This window comes from Streptomyces sp. NPDC050703 (assembly GCF_040654435.1).
Lineage (GTDB): Bacteria > Actinomycetota > Actinomycetes > Streptomycetales > Streptomycetaceae > Streptomyces.
This window is the reverse complement of sequence record NZ_JBFAHX010000008.1, coordinates 17,015-38,948: the sequence shown is the minus strand read 5'-3', so window position 1 is coordinate 38,948 and position 21,934 is coordinate 17,015. Positions and strand designations below refer to the sequence as shown.

The window sequence follows — 21,934 nt, the reverse complement described above, 5'->3', positions numbered from 1 at the left end:
CCGGCGCGGGACCCGGTCCCGCCGCCGCCACGACTTCCGCGCCGAGGGCGCCCCTCACCGACGTACGTACGCGTGTCCGCGTACGCCACGGTGGCGGGCGCCCTCGGCGCGCTCTGCGTCCGCCCGGCGGGCCGAGGCCGGCTACGGCCGCTCGGCCGTCAGATAGCGCTGGAGCGTCGGCGCGAGCCACCGCGTGACCTCCTCGCGCGTCAGGGCCACCGACGGCGGGAACCGCAGGACGTACCGGGTCAGCGCGAGGCCCAGCACCTGCGCGGCGCAGAGCCCCGCCCGCGTCGGCGCCTCGGCCGGATCGGGGCAGACCGCGCGGGCGACCGGCAGCAGCTGCTCCTCGAAGATCTTCCGCATGCGTTCGGCGCCCGGCTGGTTGGTGAGCGCCACACGCAGGAGCGCGGTGAGCACGTCCCCGTCCTCCCACATGTCGAGGAAGTGCGTCACGAGGACCCGCCCGACGTCCTCGCGCGGCACCCGCGTGAAGTCCGGCATCCGCAGGTCGGCGGAGGTGGCGGCGGCGAAGAGCCCCTCCTTGTTGCCGTAGTAGCGCATGACCATCGACGGGTCGATGCGTGCGTCCCTGGCGATGGCGCGGATCGTCGCGCGCTCGTACCCGTCCGCCGCGAACCGCTCGCGGGCCGCCGCGAGGATGCAGGCGCGCGTGGAGTCGGAGCGGCGGGGGGCGGCGTCGGCCGCCGCGGTGGCGGGTGCTTTTCCGGTCATGCCAACAAACGTAGGCCAACACGTGTTGACAGTCCAGGGCGGTGGCTCTACGTTGCCAACAAGCGTTGACCAACAAGCGTTGGCATCAGGAGGCGGCCATGAACGGCACCAGCGGATCGAGCGAGGGCAAGGGCACCACCACCGGGCATGCGGGCGAGGAGCGCCGCACCGTCGTCGTCGTGGGCGCGGGCCCCACCGGGCTGCTGCTCGCCGGCGACCTGGCCGCCGCGGGCGTCGCCGTCACGCTCGTGGAGAAGCGGGCGCGCGGCATCGGCAACCTCTCCCGCGCCATGGTCGTGCACGCCCGCACCCTGGAGCAGTTCGACGCCCGCGGGATCGCCGACGAACTGGAGGCCGTGGGCGAACCGCTCGACGAGCTGCGCCTCTTCGACCGCCTCACGCTCGACCTCAGCCACCTGCGCTCCCGCTTCCGGTACGTCCTCGTCCTGCCGCAGTACGAGGTCGAGAGGGTCCTGGAGCGGCGCGCGGTGAAGGCCGGGGTGCGGTTCGCGTACGAGACCGAGCTGGTCGGACTCGCCCAGGACGCGGACGGCGTACATCTCGACGTGCGCGGTCCCGACGGCGCGACGAGCACCCTCACCGCCGCCTACGCCGTCGGCGCCGACGGGCTGCGCAGCGGGGTGCGCGGGGCGGTCGGCCTGCCCTTCCCCGGCAGGTCCGTCATCCGCTCACTGGTCCTCGCCGACGTCAAGCTCACCGAGCGGCCGCCGGCCCTGCTGACCGTCGACACCGCGGGCGACGCCTTCGCCTTCATCGCCCCCTTCGCCGACGGCTACCACCGCGTCGTCGGCTGGGACCGCTCGCGGAACGTCCCCGACAGCGAGCCGCTCGACCTCGACGAGGTCAGGGGAATCGTCCGGCAGGCGCTGGGGCGCGACTTCGGCATGCACGACGCCCGCTGGATGTCCCGCTTCCACAGCGACGAGCGGCAGGCGCCCGCGTACCGCGTGGGCCGGGTCTTCCTCGCCGGGGACGCCGCGCACGTCCACTCCCCGGCCGGCGGCCAGGGCATGAACACCGGCCTCCAGGACGCCGCGAACCTGAGCTGGAAGCTGATCGCCACCCTCCGGGGACGGGCCCCGGAGGGCCTGCTCGACACCTACGAGGCGGAGCGGCACCCGGTCGGCAGGGCGGTCCTCCGCAGCAGCGGCGGCCTCGTCAGGTTCGCCATGGCCAAGCGGCCGTGGACCCGGGCGGCGCGCGCCGCGTTCGCCACGCTCGTCGGCCGCGTGGGTCCCGTGCGCGCCAGGGCGGTCGGCCGGATCACCGGTGTCGGCATCGCGTATCCCGCCCCGCGGGGCGCCCACCGCCTGGTCGGGCGCCGGGTGCCGGATGTCGCGCTGCGGGGCGGGCGGCTCCATGAGCTGCTGCGCGCGGGCGAGTTCGTGCTCATAGCGCCGAGGGACGCGGCGTTCGAGACGGGCGGGGCGGTACCGGCGCACTGGTCGAGCGCCCGCCGCACGACGCTCCTCGTCCGGCCCGACGGGTACGTGGCGTGGGCCGCGGACGAGGCGGACGCGGCGGCCGTCGGAGCGGCGCTGGGGGAGTGGGGGTGCGGGGCGTGAGGAGACCGCGTCCGCCGGCCCCCCAACCGTTCAATGTTCCTTAATAGAGCAGGCGTAAAGTTTCGATGGACCTGATGGGTGGTCCCCTGTCACGGTAGTCCCGCAACCCACTCGCAGCGCGCTCGCAGCGCACGTGCAGCGCACGCAGCGCACTCCACATCCTCGCGTCCACGGCGGGGAAGGCAGGCAAGGGATACCACGTGACAGTCCTCGACCGGAGCCCGCACGGCACCGCTCCCTCCGCGGGAGCGAGCGCCGCCCGCCCCATCGGCGCCGGAATCGCCCTCGCGGTCCTCGCCACGGTCGTCTGGTCGGGCAGCTTCGTCACCTCCCGGGCGCTGCACGACACCGTGCCGCCCGTCCAGCACGCGTTCTGGCGCTGGATCATCGCCATCGCGGCCGTGGCGCCCTTCGCGGTACGGGAGACCTGGCGGCAGCGGCGGCTCCTCCGCGAGCACCTGCGTTTCCTGCTGCTCGCCGCCCTGCTGGGCGTCACCGTCTACAACACCCTGGTGAACCAGGCGGGGACGACCACCACCGCGGGCAACATGGGCATGATCATGGCCGCGTCGCCCGTCCTGATGGCCGTCCACGAACGCGCCGGCGGCACCCGGCTCGGGGCGCGCCGCGTGACCGGCATGACCGTCGCCTGCGTGGGCGTCCTGCTCCTCGTCAGCAAGGGCTCGCTCGCCATGGACTTCGCGCCGGGCGACCTCTGGATCATCGCGGGGGCGCTCGCCTTCGGCTCCTACAGCGTGCTCCTCAGGCGCAGGCCCCCGGAGATCGGCGGACTGCCCTTCCTCTTCTCGACGTTCGTGCTCGGCGCGCTGATGCTGCTCCCGGCGTTCGTGGTCAGCTACGCCGTCCAGGGCGGCTTCGAGCCGACCGCCGGCACCGTCGCCCCGCTCCTGTACGTGGGCGTGGTCTCCTCGGCGGTCGCCTTCTTCGCCTGGAACAAGGCCGTCTCGGTCATCGGCGCCGCCCGCGCCGGCGTCGTCTACTACCTCCAGCCCGTCTGCGTCGCCCTGCTCTCCTACGCGCTCCTCGGCGAGGCCATGGGATGGCTCCAGGTGCTCTGCATGGGCCTGATCCTCGGCGGGGTCGTGCTCGGCTCGGCCCGCGCCGAGTAGGGCGGGCGTCCCGTGGGGCCGTCCCTCCCCGCCGGTCGGTACGTTGGCCCCATGAGCGAGTGGGACATCAAGAAGCTGCAGATCCTGCGTACGTTGAGCGAACGGGGCACCGTCACGGCGACCGCCGGGGCGCTGCGGATGACGCCGTCCGCGGTCTCGCAGCAGCTGTCCAACCTCGCCAAGCAGCTCGGCGTGCCGCTCCTCGAAGCCCATGGACGCCGGGTCAGGCTGACCGACGCCGCGCACCTCGTGCTGCGGCACGCCGAAGCGGTCTTCGCGCAACTGGAGCGGGCCGACGCGGAGTTGGCCGCGTACGCGCACGGTGAGGCGGGGGAGGTGCGGGTCGGGGCCTTCTCCACGGCCGTGCCCGCGCTCGTCGTCCCCGCGGTGCGGGCGCTGCGGTCGGCCGCGCCGGGCATCTCGGTACGGGTGCGGGAGGCCGAGGCGGCCGAGGCGTACGAGCTCCTTGCCGCGGGGGAGGTCGACGTGGCGCTGTCCCTCGCGGTGCAGGCGCCCGCCCCGTCCGACGCCGACACGCGCTTCACCCGGGAGTCGCTGGTCGCGGACCCGCTGGACGTGGCGCTGCCCGTCGACCATCCGCTGGCGGCGGCCGAGGGGCTGCGCCTCGCCGATCTCGCGGGGGAGCCGTGGATCTTCGGGGGCAGCGGGCCGTGGTCCGAGATCACGCGGGCGGCCTGCGAGGGGGCCGGGTTCACCCCCGAGCAGGCGCACTCGGCCTCCGGCTGGACGGCGATCCTCGCCATGGTCGAGGCGGGGATGGGGGTGGCCCTGGTGCCGCGGATGGCGGCGGTGCGGCGTGACGGGGTGGTGATGCGGGGCCTCTCCGCGGAGCGTCCTCGGCGGCATGTGGTCGCCGCGGTGCGGAAGGGGGCGGCGGGTGGGGCGGCCGTGGCGAGGGTCCTGACGGAGCTTCGCGCCGCCGGCGCGGCGGTCGCCCCCTAGCGGGCGCGGCTCCCCAAGCGGCTCCCCAGGCGGCTCCCGGGGCGGGTCGCTGCCGGGGGCCGCCCCGGCCGGCGCCGGCCGTCCTGCGCGGCAGTCTCCCGGGGGCCCGGCGGCGGACGGGTGGCCGTGTCCTCGGCTGCGGGCCGTCCCCGGCCTGTCCCGCGCTGCGCGCGGATGTGTCCGACCCGCCCGCCCGGAACCCCGAAGCGGATACACATACCCATCCACCCACCCGGGACCCGGGGTAACGGGCGGGTGGGTGGAACAGGTCTTCGGCGGGCCGGAGCAGGGCGGTGCGGCTGGGCCAAGGGGCCCCACGGCCCGACTGCGTGGGGGAGCCAGGCACCGCCCAGGCAGAACCAAGGGCTCCGCCCAGGCGTGAGCCAGGCTCCGCCCGGCGGGGCAGCCGCTTCCCCGCCCGGTTGGAGGGCTAGTCCGCGGACTGGGCCCGCAGCGCTCGCTCGACGCCCGCGCGGGCCTCGGTGATGAGGCGGCGCAGGGCCGCGGAGGGGTTCTCCGAGGCGAGCCACGCGTCCGTGGCGTCCAGCGTCTCCCGGGACACCTGGAGCGCGGGGTAGAGCCCGATGGCGATCTGCTGCGCCATCTCGTGGGAGCGCGAGTCCCACGCCCCCTTGACCGCGGCGAAGTACTTCTCCGCGTACGGCGCGAGCAGCTCCCGCTGGTCCGTCTGGACGAAGCCGCCGATCACCGCCTCCTGGATGGCGTTGGGCAGCGTGTCGGACTCGACGACCGACGCCCAGGCCGCGGCCTTGGCCTCCGGGGTCGGCAGCGCGGCCCTGGCGGACGCCGCGTGACGCTCGCCCGCGGCGGTCCTGTCCCGCTCCAGCTCCGCCGCGATGCCCGCCTCGTCCAGGCGCCCCGTCGCCGCGAGGCGGTTCACGAACGCCCAGCGCAGCTCGGTGTCCACGGCCAGGCCGTCGACCGAGTCCGTACCGGCCAGCAGGCCTTCGAGGAACGCCAGGTCCGCCTCCGTACGCGCCGTCGCCGCGAAGGCCCGCGCCCATGCCAGCTGGTGGTCGCTGCCGGGCTCGGCCGAGCGCAGGCGCGAGAGGGTCTCCTCGGTCCAGCGGGCCAGCGCGGCCTCGCGGTTCGCGGGCGCCGCGTACAGGTCGAGTGCCAGCTTCACCTGCCGGTGCAGCGACTGCACGACGCCGATGTCGGACTCCTTGCCGATGCCGGAGAGGACCAGCGAGAGGTAGTCGCGCGTCGGCAGCTCCGCGTCACGCGTCATGTCCCACGCCGACGCCCAGCACAGCGCCCGCGGCAGCGACGCCTCGAAGTCGCCGATGTGGTCCGTGACGAACGCCAGCGACTCGGCGTCCAGCCGCACCTTCGCGTACGAGAGGTCGTCGTCGTTCAGCAGGATCACCGCGGGACGGCGCTTGCCGACGAGCGCGTCCACGGCCGTCAGCTCGCCGTCCACGTCCAGTTCGACGCGGTCCGTGCGCACCAGCTTGCCGGACGCCTCGTCCAGGTCGTACAGGCCGATCGCGATCCGGTGGGGCCGCAGCGTCGGCTCGCCCTTGGCGCCGGCGGGCAGCGCGGGGGCCTCCTGCTTGACCGCGAAGGACGTGATGACACCGGAGGTGTCGACGTCGACGACCGGGCGCAGCACGTTGATGCCGGCGGTCTCCAGCCACTTCTTCGACCAGGTCTTCAGGTCGCGCCCGCTGGTCTCCTCCAGGGCGCCGAGCAGGTCGGACAGGCGCGTGTTGCCGAACGCGTGCGCCTTGAAGTACTTCTGCACGCCCCGGAAGAACTCGTCCATCCCGACGTAGGCGACGAGCTGCTTGAGCACCGAGGCGCCCTTGGCGTACGTGATGCCGTCGAAGTTGACGAGCACGTCGTCCAGGTCGCGGATGTCCGCCATGATCGGGTGCGTCGACGGAAGCTGGTCCTGGCGGTACGCCCACGTCTTCATGGAGTTGGCGAACGTCGTCCAGGAGTGCGGCCAGCGCGAGCCCTCCGCGTACGCCTGGCAGGCGATGGACGTGTACGTGGCGAACGACTCGTTCAGCCAGAGGTCGTTCCACCACTCCATCGTCACGAGGTCGCCGAACCACATGTGGGCCAGCTCGTGGAGGATGGTCTCCGCGCGCGTCTCGTACGCCGCGTCCGTCACCTTCGAGCGGAACACGTACTGGTCGCGGATGGTGACCGCGCCCGCGTTCTCCATGGCGCCCGCGTTGAACTCCGGCACGAAGAGCTGGTCGTACTTGGCGAACGGGTACGCGTAGTCGAACTTCTCCTGGAACCAGTCGAAGCCCTGCCGTGTCACCTCGAAGATCGCGTCCGCGTCGAGGAACTCCGCCAGCGAGGGCCGGCAGTAGATGCCGAGCGGCACCGACTGGCCGTTCGGACCCTCGTACGAGGAGTGCACCGAGTGGTACGGGCCGGCGATCAGCGCGGTGATGTACGAGGAGATGCGCGGCGTCGGCTCGAAGTGCCAGACGTCGTCCTTGGGCTCGGGCGTCGGCGAGTTGGAGATCACCGTCCAGCCCGCGGGCGCCTTCACGGTGAACCGGAAGGTGGCCTTCAGGTCCGGCTGCTCGAAGGAGGCGAAGACGCGGCGGGCGTCGGGCACCTCGAACTGCGTGTACAGGTACGCCTGCCCGTCGACCGGGTCGACGAAGCGGTGCAGGCCCTCACCGGTGTTGGTGTACTCGCAGTCGGCGACGACCCGCAGCTCGTTGCGGCCCGCCTTGAGGTGCCTCAGCGCGATGCGCGAGTCGCGGAACACCGCGGCCACTTCGAGGGTGTGGCCGTTCAGGACGACCTCATGGACCGCGGGGGCCACCAGGTCGATGAAGGTCTCCGCGCCCGCCTCCGCGGAGTCGAAGCGCACCGTGGTCACGGACCGGTAGGTGCCTCCGCCGCTCTCGCCTCCGTCCGAGGGGGAGGTGCCCCCACTCTGGGCTCCGGAGAGATCGAGGTCGATCTCGTACGAGTCAACGGTGAGCAGCTTCGCCCGCTGCTGCGCCTCTTCGCGGGTCAGATTGGTGCCGGGCACGCGGTCATCTCCTCGGGTACGACGGATGGGATCTCGCTGGTGTGGACCCCGGGGTCCCAGCGGGTGCACTTGTGGTGTTTCCGGCCATCCTTCCATGCGGGTTCACCTGGCCGCCCGGCCCATTGTTCTCCCGCCGCCGCTCCCGCTACGCTCCGCGCGTCCGCAGGGGACCACCGGGACCACAGGGGGCGGCGGCCATGATCGACGTACTGGTGGCGGGAGCGGGGATCGGCGGGCTCACGGCCGCGCTGAGCCTGCACGCGGCAGGCATCGGCGTGCGCGTGGTGGACCCGGTCGACGAGCTGCGGCCCGTGGGCGTGGGGATCGACCTGCTGCCGTACGCGGTGGGTGAGCTGACGCAGCTCGGCCTCGGCGGCGGGCTCGCGGCGACGGCGGTGGCGCCGGAGGCCGCGGTCCACTTCGACCGGCGCGGGGACCGGGTCGTGAGCGAGCCGTGCGGGCTCGCGCTCGGCCATCCCTGGCCGCGGTACTCGCTGCACCGCGGGGCCCTCCAGCTCATGCTCCTGGACGCCGTCCGCGACCGGCTCGGCGAGCACGCCGTGCGGACGGGGACCGCCTTCGTACGCCTCGCCGAGCGCGAGGGGGCCGGGCTGCGGGTCATCCTGCGGGACATGGAGCGGGGCCGGGAGTACGGGGTGGGGGTGCGGGCCCTGGTGGGGGCGGACGGGCTGCACTCCGCCGTACGGGCCACGCTGCACCCCGGGGAGGGGCCGCCGCTGTGGAGCGGCGTACGGATGTGGCGCGGGGTCACGGAGTGGCAGCCGGTGCTCGGCGGGCAGACGGTGGCGGTGGCGGGCGACGACTCCGCGAGGTTCGTCGTCCACCCGGTGTCGCGGTGGGCGCTGGAGCGGGGGCGGGCGCTGCTGAGCTGGGTGGCGGAGGTGCGGTTTCCGCCCGCGCACCACCAGGCCGTCGCGGGGCCCGCCGACTGGAACCGCTCCGGGCGGCTCTCGGACGTCCTGCCGCACTTCGCCGGGTGGCGGATGGGGGACCTCGACGTGCCGGCGCTGCTCGCGGGGACCCGGCAGATCCTGGAGTGCCCGATGGTGGACCGGGACCCGCTGCCCCGGTGGGGGCGGGGGCCCGTGACGCTGCTCGGGGACGCGGCGCACCCCATGTACCCCACGTATCCCGTGGGCTCGGAGAGCGGCTCCCAGGCGGTGCTCGACGCCCGGGTGCTCGCGCAGTGCCTGGCGTACGCGGGGGCCGACCGGGAGGCGGGGCTGCGGCACTACGAGGACGTGCGGGGGGAGGCGGCCAACGCGGTGGTCCTCGCGGCGAGGTCTGGCCCCTGGGCCTCGGAGCGGTCCCTGCCCGGGGCTTCGGCCCGGCGGGGTGTTCTCGGCCCGGCCGAGCGGAGGCCCCCCATGCCGGATGGCCGGCTGTAGGCGGAGCCCTGCCGCGCGCTCCGCGTCGTGGCTCGGTCTGTCGCCGGCTGCGCCTGGCTCGTCCTCAATCGCCGGACGGGCTTTGAGCGCCTGGCTGTGCGTCGTGCTCGGGCCTGATGGCCGGGCGGGCTCGGGGGCCTGGCTGTGTGCCGTGCCCGGCGTCGTGGCTCGGTCTGTCGCCGGCTGCGCCTGGCTCGTCCTCAATCGCCGGACAGGCTTCAAGCGCCTGGCTGTGTGTCGCCGAGGTTCAGCGGTCCGAGCGTGCCGTCCGAAAACCGCCAGCTTCTCGGCTCTTCCCGCGCGAGGCTCGACCCATGAGTACTGCTTACACGCCCCGCCCCATCGACCCCGAAACCCTCGCCGAGCTGCGGCGGCGCGATGACGCCGGGCGGGATTGCGTTCCGTACGTCGATCATGAAGGCGGCGACCCCCTGCGGTGCTGTCTGCGGCCCGTCGCCCCCGGGGAGCGCGTCGCGCTCGTGTCGTACGCGCCGTTGCGGCGCTGGGCCGCGCGGACCGGGGCGGCGCCCGGGGCCTACGACGAGCAGGGGCCCGTCTTCATCCACGCCGAGCCGTGCGCGGGGCCCGACGAGGGACGGAAGGAGTACCCGTTCTCCCGGGCGGGCGCGCTGCGGACGCTGCGGCGGTACGACGCCGGCGGCCGTATCGTCGGCGGGCGGCTGCTGGAGATCCCCGAGGCCGGGACCGAGGGCTTCGACGCCGCCTTCGGCGAGGCCTTCGCCGACCCCGCCGTCGCCCTCGTCCACGTACGCGCCGTGGAGTACGGCTGCTTCCACTTCGAGGTGCGCAGAGAGGACTGATCAGGCGTGGGCCGCTCCGGTGGTCGTCCGCAGGGCGCGGGCGAACTCCCGTACCCGCGCCGTCTCCCCGTCCCGGTGCCACACCATCCCGAGGACGGAGTCGGGAAGGCCGTCGACCGGTACGAAGGCGACGTCCTTGCGGCCGTGGTACTCCGCCGTCGGCCGGCACAGCAGCATCGCACCCCGGCCCGCCGCCACCAGCGTCAGGCCCTCCTGGAGCGTGCGGACCTCCGGCGCGGGCGCGTCCGAGGGGGCGTGGGCCGCACGCCAGTACGCGGGGGCCGGGGCCGTCGCCGCTATCAGCGGGGTCTCCTTCAGCTCGGCGGCCGTCAACGACTCCCGCCCCGCGTACGGGTGCCGTACCGACACCGCCACCGTCTGGCGCTCGCGGGAGAAGACCGGCCCGAGCACCAGGTCCGCCTCCGCCACCGGCAGCAGCACGATCGCCGTGTCCACCTCACCGTGCCGCACCGCGCCGAAGGGGTCGGCGAACGGGACCTCAAGGATCTGGGTCGTGCAGGCCGGGTGACATTCCTGGAACGCCGCTATCGCCGCCATCAGACGGGCGTCCGCCGTGCCCTGGAAGCCGATCCGCAGCGTGCCCTCCACGCCCCGCGCCGCCGCCATCGCCCGTTCGACCGTCGACGACAAGTCCTCGTACGCGGGCCGGAGTTCGGCGAGGAACGTCGTGCCGAGCGGGGTCAGCGCGACCCGCCGGCTCGTACGCTCGACGAGCCGGGCGCCGATCCGCCGCTCCAGGGCGGCGAGGAGTTGGCTGACGCGGCTCTGCGAGACGTACAGGCGCTCGCCCGCCCTCCCGAAGTGCAGCTCCTCGGCGAGCACCAGGAAGCACTCCAGTTCACGGATCTCCAGACCACGCTCCACCGCTCCCACGCAGCACCTCCTCCGCACCGCTCGCCGCATCGATGACCCCGGCTCATACAAGGATGAGATCCGCGGCGTTGTTCCCCCGCACGGGTCCGTCACAGGGTGGATGGCATGCCGGACATGCCGCAGAGCACACACCACGAACACCTCGCCGTCCTCGCCGTCGCCGCCGCCACGTTCTCCGTCGTCACCACGGAGATGCTGCCGGTGGGGCTCCTCACCCCCATCGGTTCGGGGCTCGGCGTCTCCGCCGGCAGCGCCGGACTCGCCGTCACCCTGCCCGGCGTCGTCGCGGCGCTCGCCGCACCGCTGCTGCCCGTCGCGGTGCGCCGCGCCGACCGGCGTACGGTCCTGTGCGCCCTGCTCGTCCTGCTCGCCGCCGCCGACCTGGCGTCCGCGCTCGCCCCGGGCTTCGGCGTGCTGCTCGCGGCGCGCGTCCTGGTGGGCGTGTGCATCGGCGGGGTGTGGGCCATCGCCGCGGGGCTCGGGGTGCGCCTCGTCCGCGCGGAGGGCGCCGGACGGGCCACCGCGGTGATCTTCAGCGGCATCGCCGTCGCCTCCGTGCTCGGCGTACCCGCGGGGACGTTCCTCGGCGAGCTGGCCGGCTGGCGCTGGGGGTTCGCCGCCCTCGCCGTGCTCGCGCTGGCGGTGGCGGTGCTGCTCGCCGTACTGCTGCCCCCGCTGCCCGCGGGCGAGGGGGTGCGGCTCGGCGTCTTCGCCGGTCTGCTGCGGGTCAGGCGGCTGCGGGGCGGGCTGATCGCCGTCACGCTGCTCGTGACCGGGCACTTCGCCGCGTACACCTACGTACGGCCCGTCATCGAGCGGCTGCCCGGCATCGGCGCCGGTCCGGTCAGCGGGCTGCTCCTCGCCTACGGGACCGCCGGCATCGCCGGCAACTTCGCGGCCGGAGCCGTCGCGGCCCGCGAGCCGCGCAGGGCGCTGCTCGCCATCAGCGCGGGGCTCGGGACGGTGGTGCTCCTGCTGGTCCCCGCGGGCGGTTCGCTCACCGCCTCCGCGGTGCTGCTCGTCGCCTGGGGCCTGGCGTACGGCGGGGTCTCGGTCTCCGCCCAGAACTGGGTGATGGCCGCCGCCCCGCACGCCCGCGAGGCCGCGTCCGCGCTCTTCGCCGGGGTCTTCAACGTGGCGATCGCGCTCGGCGCCTTCGCGGGCGGCCGGGTCGCGGACGGCGGCGGTCCCGGCGCCGTGCTGTGGCTCGGCGGCGCGCTCTCGGCGCTCGCCCTGGTCGCCGTGGCTCGCGCGAGGGACGCCTCGGCCGACCCGGCGGGGGCGGCGGCGGGGGCGGCCACCGACGGAAGGTGACCGCCCCCGGAGCCGTACGGACGGACGGATCAGCCCTTCAGCTCCGCCGCGACCAGCTCCGCGATCTGCACGGCGTTCAGCGCCGCGCCCTTGCGGAGGTTGTCGTCGGAGATGAAGAAGGCCAGGCCGTTCTCGACGGTCTCGTCGTTGCGGATGCGGCCCACGAAGGAGTCGTCCTTGCCCGCGGCGACCAGCGGCGTCGGGACCTCCGTGACGACGACGCCCTCGGCGGCCTCAAGGAGCTCGGTGGCGCGCTCGGGGCTCAGCGGACGCGCGAAGCGGGCGTTGACCTGGAGGGAGTGGCCGGTGAAGACGGGGACGCGCACGCACGTGCCCGAGACCTTCAGCTCCGGGATCTCCAGGATCTTGCGGGACTCGTGGCGGAGCTTCTGCTCCTCGTCCGTCTCGTTCAGACCGTCGTCGACGACGGAACCGGCCATCGGCAGGACGTTGTACGCGATCGGCGCGACGTACTTGTCCGGCTCGGGGAAGTCGACGGAGGAGCCGTCGTGCGTGAGGTCAGGGGCGGCGTCGCCGACCTTCTTGACCTGCTGGAACAGCTCCTCCACGCCGGCGAGGCCGGAACCGGAGACCGCCTGGTAGGTGGCGACGACCAGCGCTTCGAGGCCCGCCTCGGCGTGCAGCGGCTTCAGGACGGGCATCGCGGCCATCGTCGTGCAGTTCGGGTTGGCGATGATGCCCTTGGGGCGGTCCTTGATCGCGTGCGGGTTCACCTCGGAGACGACGAGGGGGACCTCGGGGTGCCGGCGCCAGGCGGAGGAGTTGTCGATCACGACGGCGCCCTGCGAGGCGACCTTCTCGGCGAGGGCCTTGGACGTGGCGCCGCCGGCCGAGAACAGCACGATGTCCAGGCCCGTGTAGTCGGCCGTGGAGGCGTCCTCGACGGTCACGCCGTCGACGACCGTCCCGGCGCTGCGGGCCGAGGCGAACAGGCGCAGCTCGTCGGCCGGGAACTTCCGCTCGGCGAGGATCTTGCGCATGACCGTGCCGACCTGACCGGTGGCTCCGACGATTCCGACCTTCACAGGGACTTCCTCCGTTTGTGCGTGCGGCCTCGTGACCTCGGCCGGTCTGTGCGGGGTGGCTCCATGATGCGTCTCTCCAGTGCCGCATTGTCCAATCCATTGTCCGAGGTGCGGGACGCCACATTCCCCGGACGGCTCGCCGAACGTTCCGGGCGCCCCGCGCGTCGTAGGGGAAACGCGGGGAGGGGAGGCGCACATTGCTGCGCGGAAGGGCGCGCCGCGCGCCGGGAACGCACGGGGCGGACGGGACGGACGGGGCGGACGGGGCGGGCCCGCTCGGCCCGGACCCGCTCGGCCCGGCGCAGGTGGACCGGGTGCGGGCGGTGCTCGCCCTGGGCGGTGTGCCGTACGCCGACCTCCCCGACGGCGTCCAGCAGGTGCGCCTGAAGCTCCTGGAGCGGGCCGCGGACGGGCGTGCGGCGCCGCGTGACGTCTCGGCGTGGGCGGCGGTCGTGGCCTCCAACCTCGCCATGGACTGGCACCGGGCCCGGCGCAGACAGGAGCGCCTCGGGGAGCGCCTCGCCGTGCTGTGGCGGGAGGCGACGGACGAGGACGGCGCCGAGGCGCGGGCCCTGTCGTTGTCCGTGGCGCAGGGCCTCGGCGCGCTGCCCGCCGCACAGCGGCAGGTCGTGGTGCTCCGCTTCTACGCCGACCTGCCGGTACGGGCGATCGCCGACGAGCTGGGCATCCCCGAGGGCACGGTCAAGAGCAGGCTGCACACGGCGGTACGGCTCCTGCGGGCGCGGCTGCACGAAGGGGAGGTGGTGTGACGGTGCCGGAGAAGGAGGAGGGCGAGAGGGACTTCGACGCGCTGATGTCCGCGCTCACGGACGAGCCCGTCCCCGACGGGGCCCGCGCGGACCCCGGCTTCGCCGCCGAACGGGCGGCGGCCCTGGCGGACGTCGCCCTGCTGCGGGAGCGGATCGCCGTGGTCGGCGACGCCCTGGCGGCGGGCCCGCCGCGGCGGACGGCCGTACCGCCGCGCTCCCCACACCCGCCCCGCTCCCCGCACCCGCCGTGCTCCCCGCACCCGGCGCGCCGCCGCGTCGGCGCGGCGTTCCGCGCGGTCGCCGCCACGGCGGGCGCCGCCCTGCTCGGCGGCCTCGCCTGGCTGGTCGTGGACGCCGGGCCGGGAACCGGCGGCATGGACAGCGGGGCGGGCGTGGCGTCCGACGCGAAGGGCGAGAGCAGGCCGGAGGGCGACGCGGACGCCGGCCTGGGCGCCGAGGCCCTGGTGGCGTGCTCGCGGCTGATCGTGGAGGGCACGGTCACGGCGGTCGCCCCGCTGCCGGGCGGCTCGCGGAGGGAGCGGGTCACGCTCGACGTGACCCGCTACCTCAAGCCGGAGTCGGGCAGCGGCACGGTCAGCTTCCTCCTGGACCGCGAGGCGGGCCCCCGCCCGAAGCCGGGCGACCGCGCGCTGGTCGCGCTGGACGGGGGCGCCGCCGAACCGACGCGCTGGGCCGTGGGCGAGGACCGCACCCGCCTCCGCACCCACATCCTGAAGGCCCTCCCGGCCGCGAAGAAGCTCAGCTGCGGGGACGAGGGCTGACCCGGTCGGGGGATACGGAAAAGTCCCGCCGAAACCCTCCCGAAGGGGGCGTTTCAGCGGGACTTCTCCGCAGCGCCGCTCAGCGACAGGCGCTCAGCGGCGGGCGGTCACACCATCACGGCGTGACCTTCTCGATCTTCACGCTGCCGCTGCCCGCCGCCGTGCCGCGGGCGTTGACGAGCGACACCTCGCCGAAGAGCTCGCGGCCCTCGGCGGCCGGGGCCTTCGCCTCGACCTTGGCCTCGACCTGCGCCGAGTCGCCGTTGCCGAGCTCGATCCGCTTGGCCTCGTCGACGGTGACACTGCCGAGGGCGCCCGAGAAGAAGACGTCACGGTAGTCGTACGCGGTCGTGCCGGACGGCACCGAGTAGCCCGTGACCTCGATCGTGTACGTGCCGGCGGCCGGCTTCGTCAGCGAGACGGACTCCTCCGAGTCGCCCTCCGCCGACGAGCCGACGACCGTGCCGTCCTTCTTGACGGTCAGGTCGAGGTCGGCGGCGATGTCCGCGGGGGAGCCGATGACGACGTCGAGCCGCTCGGCGCCCGCGGGCACGTCGACCGTCGACGTCTGCGTGGCACCCTGGGCGATGCTCGGGCGGGCCGACTTGGCCGAGCCGAGCGGGCCGCCCTTCAGACGGCCGTCGACCGCCGCGAAGTTGTTCGTCGCCTTCCAGGCGACCGGCGCCGGGGTGCCGACCTTGGCCTCGGGGAGCGACTGCACGGCCGGGTCGAAGTCGACGCCGAGGGCGGCGACCTTCAGCTCGTACGGGTTGTCGAGCAGCGGCGACGTGCGGCGCGACTCGACCTCGATCTCCCAGACGCCCGCCTGCGGCTCCGCGTACGAACGCAGGTCCGGGCGGCAGGTGTTGGCCGGGTTCTCGTAGTTCGGGTAGCAGGCGATCGACGAGGTGGAGTCGACCGGGACGCCGTAGGGGTGGATCGCGACGAAGCGCGTCTGGCTCTTGTCCTTCAGGCCGCCGAGGGCGACTTCGAGGGACTTGGCGCCCTTCGGCACGGTCACGAAGTACGACGTGGGGCTGTTGCGCTGCGTCGAGCCCTTGGCCGAGAACGTGTACGAGGGCTTCGCGAGCGGCGCCGAGACGACGACCGTCGACATGATCTGGTGGTCGATGCCCTCGGTGCGCTCGTCGTCGACGGTCAGGATCGCGCTGTGCAGCCCGGCCGAGCCGGCCTTCGCCTGGACCTTGACGGTGACCGGCTTGTTCAGCGGCAGCGTGACGTCGTCGTCGCCGAGCAGCTTGAACGTGCCCTCGTGGTTGTTCTCCAGCTCCAGCTCGTGGCGGACGCCGCGGTCGGGGCCGGAGGTGCGGGTGATCGTGACGTCGTACGTCCGCTTCTGGCCGGCCTTCAGGCCGCCCTCACGGTCGTAGATGCCGGTGCCGGGCTTCTTCAGCTCCTGCTCCAGGGCGGTGTCGACCGGGGCCTTCACCGTGTACGTGTGCGCCTTCGCGTCGTCCTCGATCGCCTCCCAGGCGTCGACGACGTCGATCAGGCCGGTGCCCTGGGCGTACGCTTGCTCGCCGCGGATGCGGTCCGCGGTCGAGGTGAGCGCCGTGCGCAGCTTCGCCGGGGTCAGGTCGATCTTCTCCCGCTCGGCGGCGGAGAGGAGGAGCGCCGCGGCGCCCGCGGCCTGCGGGGACGCCATCGAGGTGCCCTGCAGCATGGAGTAGCCGGCCGGGAGCTTGTAGCCCGCCTCGGCGACCGCGGAGCCCGGCAGCCAGGTCTGGGTGGTGTTGATGGCCGAACCGGGGGCGGAGATGATCGGCGCGAAGCCGCCGTCCTCACGCGGGCCGCGCGAGGAGAAGGGCATCATCGCGTACGTCTTCTCGACCTGGGAGCCGTAGTTGGCGGCCCAGGTCTCCTTGGAGATGGCGGCGCCGACCGAGATGACCTTGTCGGACAGGGCGGGGTCGCCGATGGTGTTGGCGCCGGGGCCGGAGTTGCCCGCGGAGATCACGAGCTGCACGCCGTAGGTGTCGATGAGGCGCGTGTACAGCTCGGCGCGCGCGTTGTTGCCGTCGTTGAGGGCCGGGAGGCCGCCGATCGACATGTTGACGATGTCGACACCGCGCTCGGTGACGAGGTCGATCATGCCCTCGGTGAGCGCGACGTTGGTGCAGCCGCCGCTCCAGGTACAGGCGCGCGACGAGACCAGCTTGGCGCCGGGGGCGGCGCCGTTCATCTTGCCGCCGAACAGGCCGTTGGCCGCGGTGATGCCCGCGACGTGCGTGCCGTGCTCGGACTCGATGACACCGATGTTGACGAAGTCGGCCTTCTTGCCGACCCAGTCGCCGCCGTACGGGTCCGTCGGCACGTCCTTGCGGATCTCGACGACGAACGGGACGCGCTCGACGACGTCGGTCGCCGGGTCGTCCTTGCCGAAGTAGGCGACCTGGTGGTCGTCCTTGTACGGCTTCATCGGCTCGTCGTCGGTGAAGTCGTTGTTGTCGTTCAGGTCGACGCGGACCGTGCCCGCCGCCGGGTCGTACAGCATCCCCCACGAGTCGGTGGTGTCGCCGTCGCGGTTGATGTCGCCCTTGGCGTCGCCGCCGGTGGTGGCCGACTCGCGGAAGCGGTTGACCTGGAAGGAGCCCGCGGGGGCCTGCCACGTCTCGCTGTCCCAGGTGAAGGTGGGGCCGCTGACGGGGTTGGTCATCCGGCGCCAGGTGCCGTCCGCGTCGACGATCGGGTCGGTCGCCGTCACCCAGTCGGTGATCTTGCGCTCGCCGGTGGTCGTCTTCTTCAGCGCCGGGTGGCCGAGGTCGACGCCGGAGTCGAGGATGCCGATGGTGACGCCGCGGCCGTCGGCCTTGCGGTGCTTCTTCACGAAGTCCACGGCGCCGGTCTCGGCGGACGGGTTGTACGGGTTGTCCGCCGGGGTCCTCTTGTCCGGGCCCGGGTAGGTGCCGCGTGCGCCGGTCTTCGCACCCTTGGCGCGGTCGGCGGCCGGCGTCGGGTCGTCCAGCTCGATCTCGTGCCGCAGGTCGATGGCGTGCACGGACGACAGCTTGGCCGCGGACTTGATCGCCGCGTCGGCCTTGCCGGTCGGCACGGTCGCGCGGACGTAGCCGAGCTTGTCGTAGGTGCGGCCGACCGAGCCGCCCTTGACGCCGTCGAGCTGGTCGGCGACCTGCTCGGTGGCGCCGGGCGCGGTGGCGACCATCATCGTGACGGTCTTCTCGCCGTCCGCCTTGGCGTCGGCGAGCAGCTCGGCGTCGGCCGGCCCGAGCTTGCCCTTCGCGGACTTGGGGGCGGGCACGGGGGTCTCGTCCGCCGCGAAGGCGAGGGGCACCGCCCCGGTCGCGCACAGCGCGGCGGTGAGACCGACGGCTATCGCGAGACGTGGCGCGCGTCTGGCGCTGGAACTGGATCTGGGCATCGGCATCCCTGTACGTGAAGGTCGGGAGAGGGTGATCCGGCCGCCGATTTTCGGACGGGTCCGAAATCCGGGGTCGGATGACCGCTCAGCTTTACTTAAGTGGCAGGTGTTTGGGGAGAGTTGTCCGAGCTGTGATCAGCGCGTGACGCAATTCCGCCATACGCCATCGCGGACAAGGGCGCTTATAGCGGGACTTGCCCCAGGGGCGGGCGCCCGCCGACGCCCCGGAGGGGGGCGGGGGACCTCGCTGCCGGCCGCGGCGAACTCGCGGACCAGCGGTCAACTCACAGCGAAGCGTCTAGCGTCAACCCGTGCAGAAAGAACTCCGGGTGGCGGCCTACGCCGTATGCGTACGGAACGGGCAGATCCTCCTGGCCCGCTGGGTCGCGGGCGACGGCAGCAGACGCTGGACGCTGCCGGGCGGTGGCATGGACCACGGCGAGGACCCCTACGACACGGTGATCCGCGAGGCGGACGAGGAGACGGGCTACGTGGTGGAGCCCGTGACCCTCCTCGGCATCGACAGCCTGCGCCGCCGCTATCCCCGCAGACTCGGCGCCGTCGCCGACTTCCACGGGCTGCGGATCGTGTACGAGGCCCGCGTCACCGGCGGCGAACTGCGCCACGAGACCAACGGCTCCACCGACCTCGCGGCCTGGCATCCCCTGGAGTCCGTCCCGGATTTGGAGCGCGTGGGGCTCGTCGACATCGGCATCGGGCTCTGGCGCGACCGCCCCGCCGACGGACGCGGCCGGACCGCCGACCCCACGTCCTGAGCCTCCGCTTCCCCGGAAGATGAACGCGGAGTGACCGCCTCCTCTCCAGCCGAGGAGAGGTGCGTGACCGCGTAGGGTGCCCGATGATCCACGTACGGTGATCGGTGCTGCGCGTTGCCGTCTCGTTCACGCGCAGGCCATCCCCGCTGCCAACGATCCAGTACGAGCGAGGAATCCGCGGGTCCGAAACGGGCCCGGGGCCCTCGCGACCACTGCCGACGCGTACGCACCCGGGGAGACCGCGCCATGTCGCGCACACGCACCGTCGCCACCGCAGCCGCCGCCATCGACCGCCGTGCCCTCCTCGCCGCCGCCGGAGCCGTCGCGCTCTCCGCGGGCATCGGCCACACCCTCGGCCCCGGCGCGGGCTCCGGCAACGCGGCGGCGTCCCCGGTCCGCGCCGCCGTGGCCCGCTCACGGCAGGCGCCCACCGCGCCCCTCGCGCCCTACCGGGGCGGCACCACCCTGCTCACCGCCGCCGCCCCGCGCGGCACCTCCGGCTACCGGCGGCTCGGCGACGGGCCCGCCTGGCCGCGCGTCGTGCGGGGGGACCTGGCGGCGGCCAGGGCGGGACGAGAGGAGCGGCGGACCGCGCTCGCCGCGTTCGTCCAGTTCACCGACCTGCATCTGGTCGACGTACAGCACCCGCTGCGGTACGAGTACCTGCGCGCGCAGACCGCGAGCGCCTGGCGGCCGCACGAGTCCCTCTCGGTGGCCGGTGCCGTCTCCCTGGTCGAACGCGTCAACGCCCTGCGCGGCGCGCCCGCCACCGGCGCCCCCCTGCACTGCGTGGTGACGACCGGCGACAACACCGACAACAACTCCCGCGCCGAACTCGACTGGTACCTCAAGGTCATGAGCGGCGGCCGCATCACCCCCAACACCGGGGACCCGCGCCGCTACGAGGGCGTGCAGGCCAGCGGCGTCCCGCTGTACTGGCACCCCGACGACGCCCTGCGCGACGCCGACAAGAGCCGCGGCTTCCCGCGGCTGCACGGCTTCCTCGACGCGGCGATCCGCGAGGTCGACAGCCCCGGGCTCGGCCTGCCCTGGTACTCCACCGTCGGCAACCACGACGCGCTGCCCGGCGGCTGCTGGGCGCCCAGGGACCCGTACCTCACCGAATTCGCCGTCGGCGGCAAGAAGCTGATGTCCCTCGACGAGACGCGGGGCGCCGCCCTGTGGAAGGCCGTGAAGAAGGGGCACGACCCCAAGGGGGACCGGTTCAAGGAACTGCTGAGGTCCGAGGCGCGGCGCATGCGCCCCGTCACGCCCGACGCGTCGCGGGCGCCCTTCACCCCGGCCGAGTACGTGCTGGCCCACCTGGACCCCGCCCACAAGGGCGCGGGCCCCGTCGGCCACGGCTACACCGAGGAGAACCTGGCGGCGGCCACCCAGTACTACTCCTTCCGCATCAGCGACGACGTGCTCGGCATCAGCCTGGACAGCACCGACCCGGCCGGGCACTACGAGGGCTCACTCGGCACCCGGCAGCTGCGCTGGCTGGAGCGTGAGCTGGCCGCCAACGAGCGGCGCGCGGGCGGGCCCTCGTACGTCGTCGTCCTCAGCCACCACACCAGCAGGACCATGCGCAACCTCCGCCAGGACCCGGCGCGGCCCGCCGAGGCGCGCCACGGCGGCGACGAGATCGTCTCGCTGCTCGGCCGGTACCGCTCGGTCCTCGCCTGGGTCAACGGGCACAGCCACAAGAACGCGATCACTCCCCACCGGACCGCCCACGGCTCCTTCTGGGAGGTCTCCACCGCCTCGCACATCGACTTCCCGCAGCTCGCGCGGGTGGTGGAGCTGACCGACAACCACGACGGCACGGTCTCCCTGTTCACCACGCTCATCGAGTCCGCCGCCCCGCACCGCACGGACTTCGCCGACCTCTCCCGGACGGGCCTGGCCGCGCTGTACCGCGAACTGTCCTTCAACGCCCCCGGCGCCAAGCCGGCGCTCGGCGGGGAGGCGGGCGACAGGAACACGGAACTGATCCTGCGGAAGGGCTGATTTCGGCCCAACCCCCGGGCACCGCTCAACCCCGCCCGACGGCCAGAGGTCTCCCGGCCCGACAACCGGGATGTACAGGAGGGGCGGGACATGGCAGTGCGCAGGACATGGACGTCAGTGGCGGCAGCGGTGGCCGTGACGGTGGCGGCGGGAGTGCTCGCGGCGCCGGCGTTCGCGGCGGAGCCCGGGGCAGGGCAGGGCGGCGGCGACCGGCACCGGGCGACGCAGCGCGCGCTGGAAGCCGCGCTCGACGAGGACGCCCCGGGTGTGACGGTGCAGGTCAGGGACCGGCACGGCGAGTGGGACTCCGCCGCGGGCCTCGGCGACCTGGAGCGGCAGCGCCCGCGCGGCAGCCAGGACCACTACCGGATCGGCAGCGTCACCAAGACGTTCGTCGCCACGGTCGTGCTGCAACTGGAGGCGGAGGGCGCGCTCGACCTCGACGACAAGGTCGGCCGCTGGCTGCCCGGCGTCGTCGAGGGGCACGGTCACGACGGCGACCGGATCACCGTGCGCCAGCTCCTCAACCACACCAGCGGCATCTACAACGTGACGGCCGACCCGTGGTTCCAGCGGAGAGTCTTCGGCGAGGAGTTCCTCGCCCACCGCTACGACACCTGGACCCCGCGGCAGCAGGTCGCCATCGCCATGCGCCACGAGCCGGACTTCGCCCCCGGCAAGGGGTGGAAGTACTCCAACACCAACTACACCATCGCTTCGATGATCATCGAGAAGGTCACGGGGACGCCCTACGCGGACCAGGTGAGGAAGCGCGTCATCAAGCCGCTGGGGCTGCGCGGCACCAGTGTCCCCGGTACCCGGCCGGATCTGCCGAAGCCCAGCTCCAGGGCCTACACCAGGCTGTCCGACGAGCCGGGCGCCAAGAACCACGACGTGACACGGCTCAACCCGTCGGTGGCGGGGGCGGCGGGGGAGATGATCTCCGACTCGGCCGACCTGAACCGCTTCTACTCGGCCCTCCTGCGCGGCAAGCTCCTGCCGAAGAAGCAGCTCGCGGAGATGAAGACCACCGTGCCGAGGGACGAGAACCGGCCCGAAGGACGCTACGGGCTCGGTATCGCCCCCCTCACCACCTCCTGCGGCACGGTGCTGTGGGGGCATGACGGCGGCATCCACGGCTCGTCCTCGCTGGCCGTGACGACGGCGGACGGCCGCCACGCGCTGGCGCTCAACTTCAACGGTCCGGGCGGAGACGCGGCGGCCGTCGTCAACGCGGAGTTCTGCGGCGAGCGGTAGCACGGGC

16 protein-coding genes are annotated in these 21,934 nt (G+C 73.6%); 11 read left to right on the top strand and 5 right to left on the bottom strand.

What is annotated here, in order from left to right; all coding sequences use genetic code 11:
• Window positions 1-141 precede the first annotated feature (141 nt).
• Complete coding sequence (locus AB0I16_RS10195; protein ID WP_363248852.1) at window positions 142-735, bottom strand: TetR family transcriptional regulator; 594 nt, start codon at window positions 733-735, stop codon at window positions 142-144.
• Window positions 736-833: 98 nt separating this feature from the next.
• Here AB0I16_RS10195 and AB0I16_RS10190 point away from each other — a divergent pair, with 98 nt between their 5' ends.
• From AB0I16_RS10190 to AB0I16_RS10180, 3 genes are all read left to right on the top strand, one after another.
• The gene (locus AB0I16_RS10190) at window positions 834-2,321 is read left to right on the top strand and encodes an FAD-dependent monooxygenase (RefSeq protein ID WP_363248851.1); all 1,488 of its coding nucleotides are present in this window, start codon (window positions 834-836) and stop codon (window positions 2,319-2,321) included.
• Window positions 2,322-2,587: 266 nt separating this feature from the next.
• The gene (locus tag AB0I16_RS10185; RefSeq protein ID WP_363249021.1) at window positions 2,588-3,451 is read left to right on the top strand and encodes a DMT family transporter; all 864 of its coding nucleotides are present in this window, start codon (window positions 2,588-2,590) and stop codon (window positions 3,449-3,451) included.
• Between the two features lie 51 nt (window positions 3,452-3,502).
• Window positions 3,503-4,414, top strand: coding sequence for a LysR family transcriptional regulator (locus AB0I16_RS10180; RefSeq protein ID WP_363248850.1), 912 nt, complete (start codon window positions 3,503-3,505; stop codon window positions 4,412-4,414).
• 430 nt (window positions 4,415-4,844) lie between these two features.
• Here the strand turns inward: AB0I16_RS10180 and pepN are convergent, their stop codons facing one another.
• Entirely contained in the window at window positions 4,845-7,445 is a 2,601-nt protein-coding gene (pepN, locus tag AB0I16_RS10175) for an aminopeptidase N (protein WP_363248849.1), read from the bottom strand.
• A gap of 197 nt (window positions 7,446-7,642) precedes the next feature.
• Here pepN and AB0I16_RS10170 point away from each other — a divergent pair, with 197 nt between their 5' ends.
• Complete coding sequence (locus tag AB0I16_RS10170; RefSeq protein ID WP_363248848.1) at window positions 7,643-8,854, top strand: FAD-dependent monooxygenase; 1,212 nt, start codon at window positions 7,643-7,645, stop codon at window positions 8,852-8,854.
• A 314-nt stretch (window positions 8,855-9,168) separates the two neighbouring features.
• On the top strand, window positions 9,169-9,675 hold the full coding sequence (locus AB0I16_RS10165; RefSeq protein ID WP_363248847.1) for a DUF1203 domain-containing protein: 507 nt from the start codon (window positions 9,169-9,171) through the stop codon (window positions 9,673-9,675).
• Here the strand turns inward: AB0I16_RS10165 and AB0I16_RS10160 are convergent, their stop codons facing one another.
• A complete protein-coding gene (locus AB0I16_RS10160; protein WP_363248846.1) occupies window positions 9,676-10,569 on the bottom strand; it encodes a LysR family transcriptional regulator in 894 nt (297 codons plus the stop codon).
• A 114-nt stretch (window positions 10,570-10,683) separates the two neighbouring features.
• Here AB0I16_RS10160 and AB0I16_RS10155 point away from each other — a divergent pair, with 114 nt between their 5' ends.
• A complete protein-coding gene (locus AB0I16_RS10155; RefSeq protein ID WP_363248845.1) occupies window positions 10,684-11,883 on the top strand; it encodes an MFS transporter in 1,200 nt (399 codons plus the stop codon).
• Window positions 11,884-11,912: 29 nt separating this feature from the next.
• On the opposite strand, the gene AB0I16_RS10150 is transcribed toward AB0I16_RS10155, so the two are convergent.
• Complete coding sequence (locus AB0I16_RS10150) at window positions 11,913-12,929, bottom strand: aspartate-semialdehyde dehydrogenase (protein WP_363248844.1); 1,017 nt, start codon at window positions 12,927-12,929, stop codon at window positions 11,913-11,915.
• A gap of 197 nt (window positions 12,930-13,126) precedes the next feature.
• On the opposite strand from AB0I16_RS10150, the gene AB0I16_RS10145 reads away from it, so the two are divergent.
• Both AB0I16_RS10145 and AB0I16_RS10140 read left to right on the top strand, forming a co-directional pair.
• Complete coding sequence (locus tag AB0I16_RS10145; RefSeq protein WP_363248843.1) at window positions 13,127-13,699, top strand: sigma-70 family RNA polymerase sigma factor; 573 nt, start codon at window positions 13,127-13,129, stop codon at window positions 13,697-13,699.
• The gene (locus AB0I16_RS10140; protein ID WP_363248842.1) at window positions 13,696-14,481 is read left to right on the top strand and encodes a hypothetical protein; all 786 of its coding nucleotides are present in this window, start codon (window positions 13,696-13,698) and stop codon (window positions 14,479-14,481) included. Before AB0I16_RS10145 ends, AB0I16_RS10140 begins: the two co-directional genes overlap by 4 nt.
• Before the next feature lie 115 nt (window positions 14,482-14,596).
• Here AB0I16_RS10140 and AB0I16_RS10135 read toward each other — a convergent pair whose 3' ends face one another.
• Complete coding sequence (locus tag AB0I16_RS10135) at window positions 14,597-17,881, bottom strand: S8 family serine peptidase (RefSeq protein WP_363248841.1); 3,285 nt, start codon at window positions 17,879-17,881, stop codon at window positions 14,597-14,599.
• Window positions 17,882-18,192: 311 nt separating this feature from the next.
• On the opposite strand from AB0I16_RS10135, the gene AB0I16_RS10130 reads away from it, so the two are divergent.
• From AB0I16_RS10130 to AB0I16_RS10120, 3 genes are all read left to right on the top strand, one after another.
• Complete coding sequence (locus AB0I16_RS10130; RefSeq protein ID WP_363248840.1) at window positions 18,193-18,657, top strand: NUDIX hydrolase; 465 nt, start codon at window positions 18,193-18,195, stop codon at window positions 18,655-18,657.
• 246 nt (window positions 18,658-18,903) lie between these two features.
• Window positions 18,904-20,670, top strand: coding sequence for a TIGR03767 family metallophosphoesterase (locus tag AB0I16_RS10125; RefSeq protein WP_363248839.1), 1,767 nt, complete (start codon window positions 18,904-18,906; stop codon window positions 20,668-20,670).
• Between the two features lie 90 nt (window positions 20,671-20,760).
• On the top strand, window positions 20,761-21,927 hold the full coding sequence (locus AB0I16_RS10120) for a serine hydrolase domain-containing protein (RefSeq protein WP_363248838.1): 1,167 nt from the start codon (window positions 20,761-20,763) through the stop codon (window positions 21,925-21,927).
• Window positions 21,928-21,934: the final 7 nt, after the last annotated feature.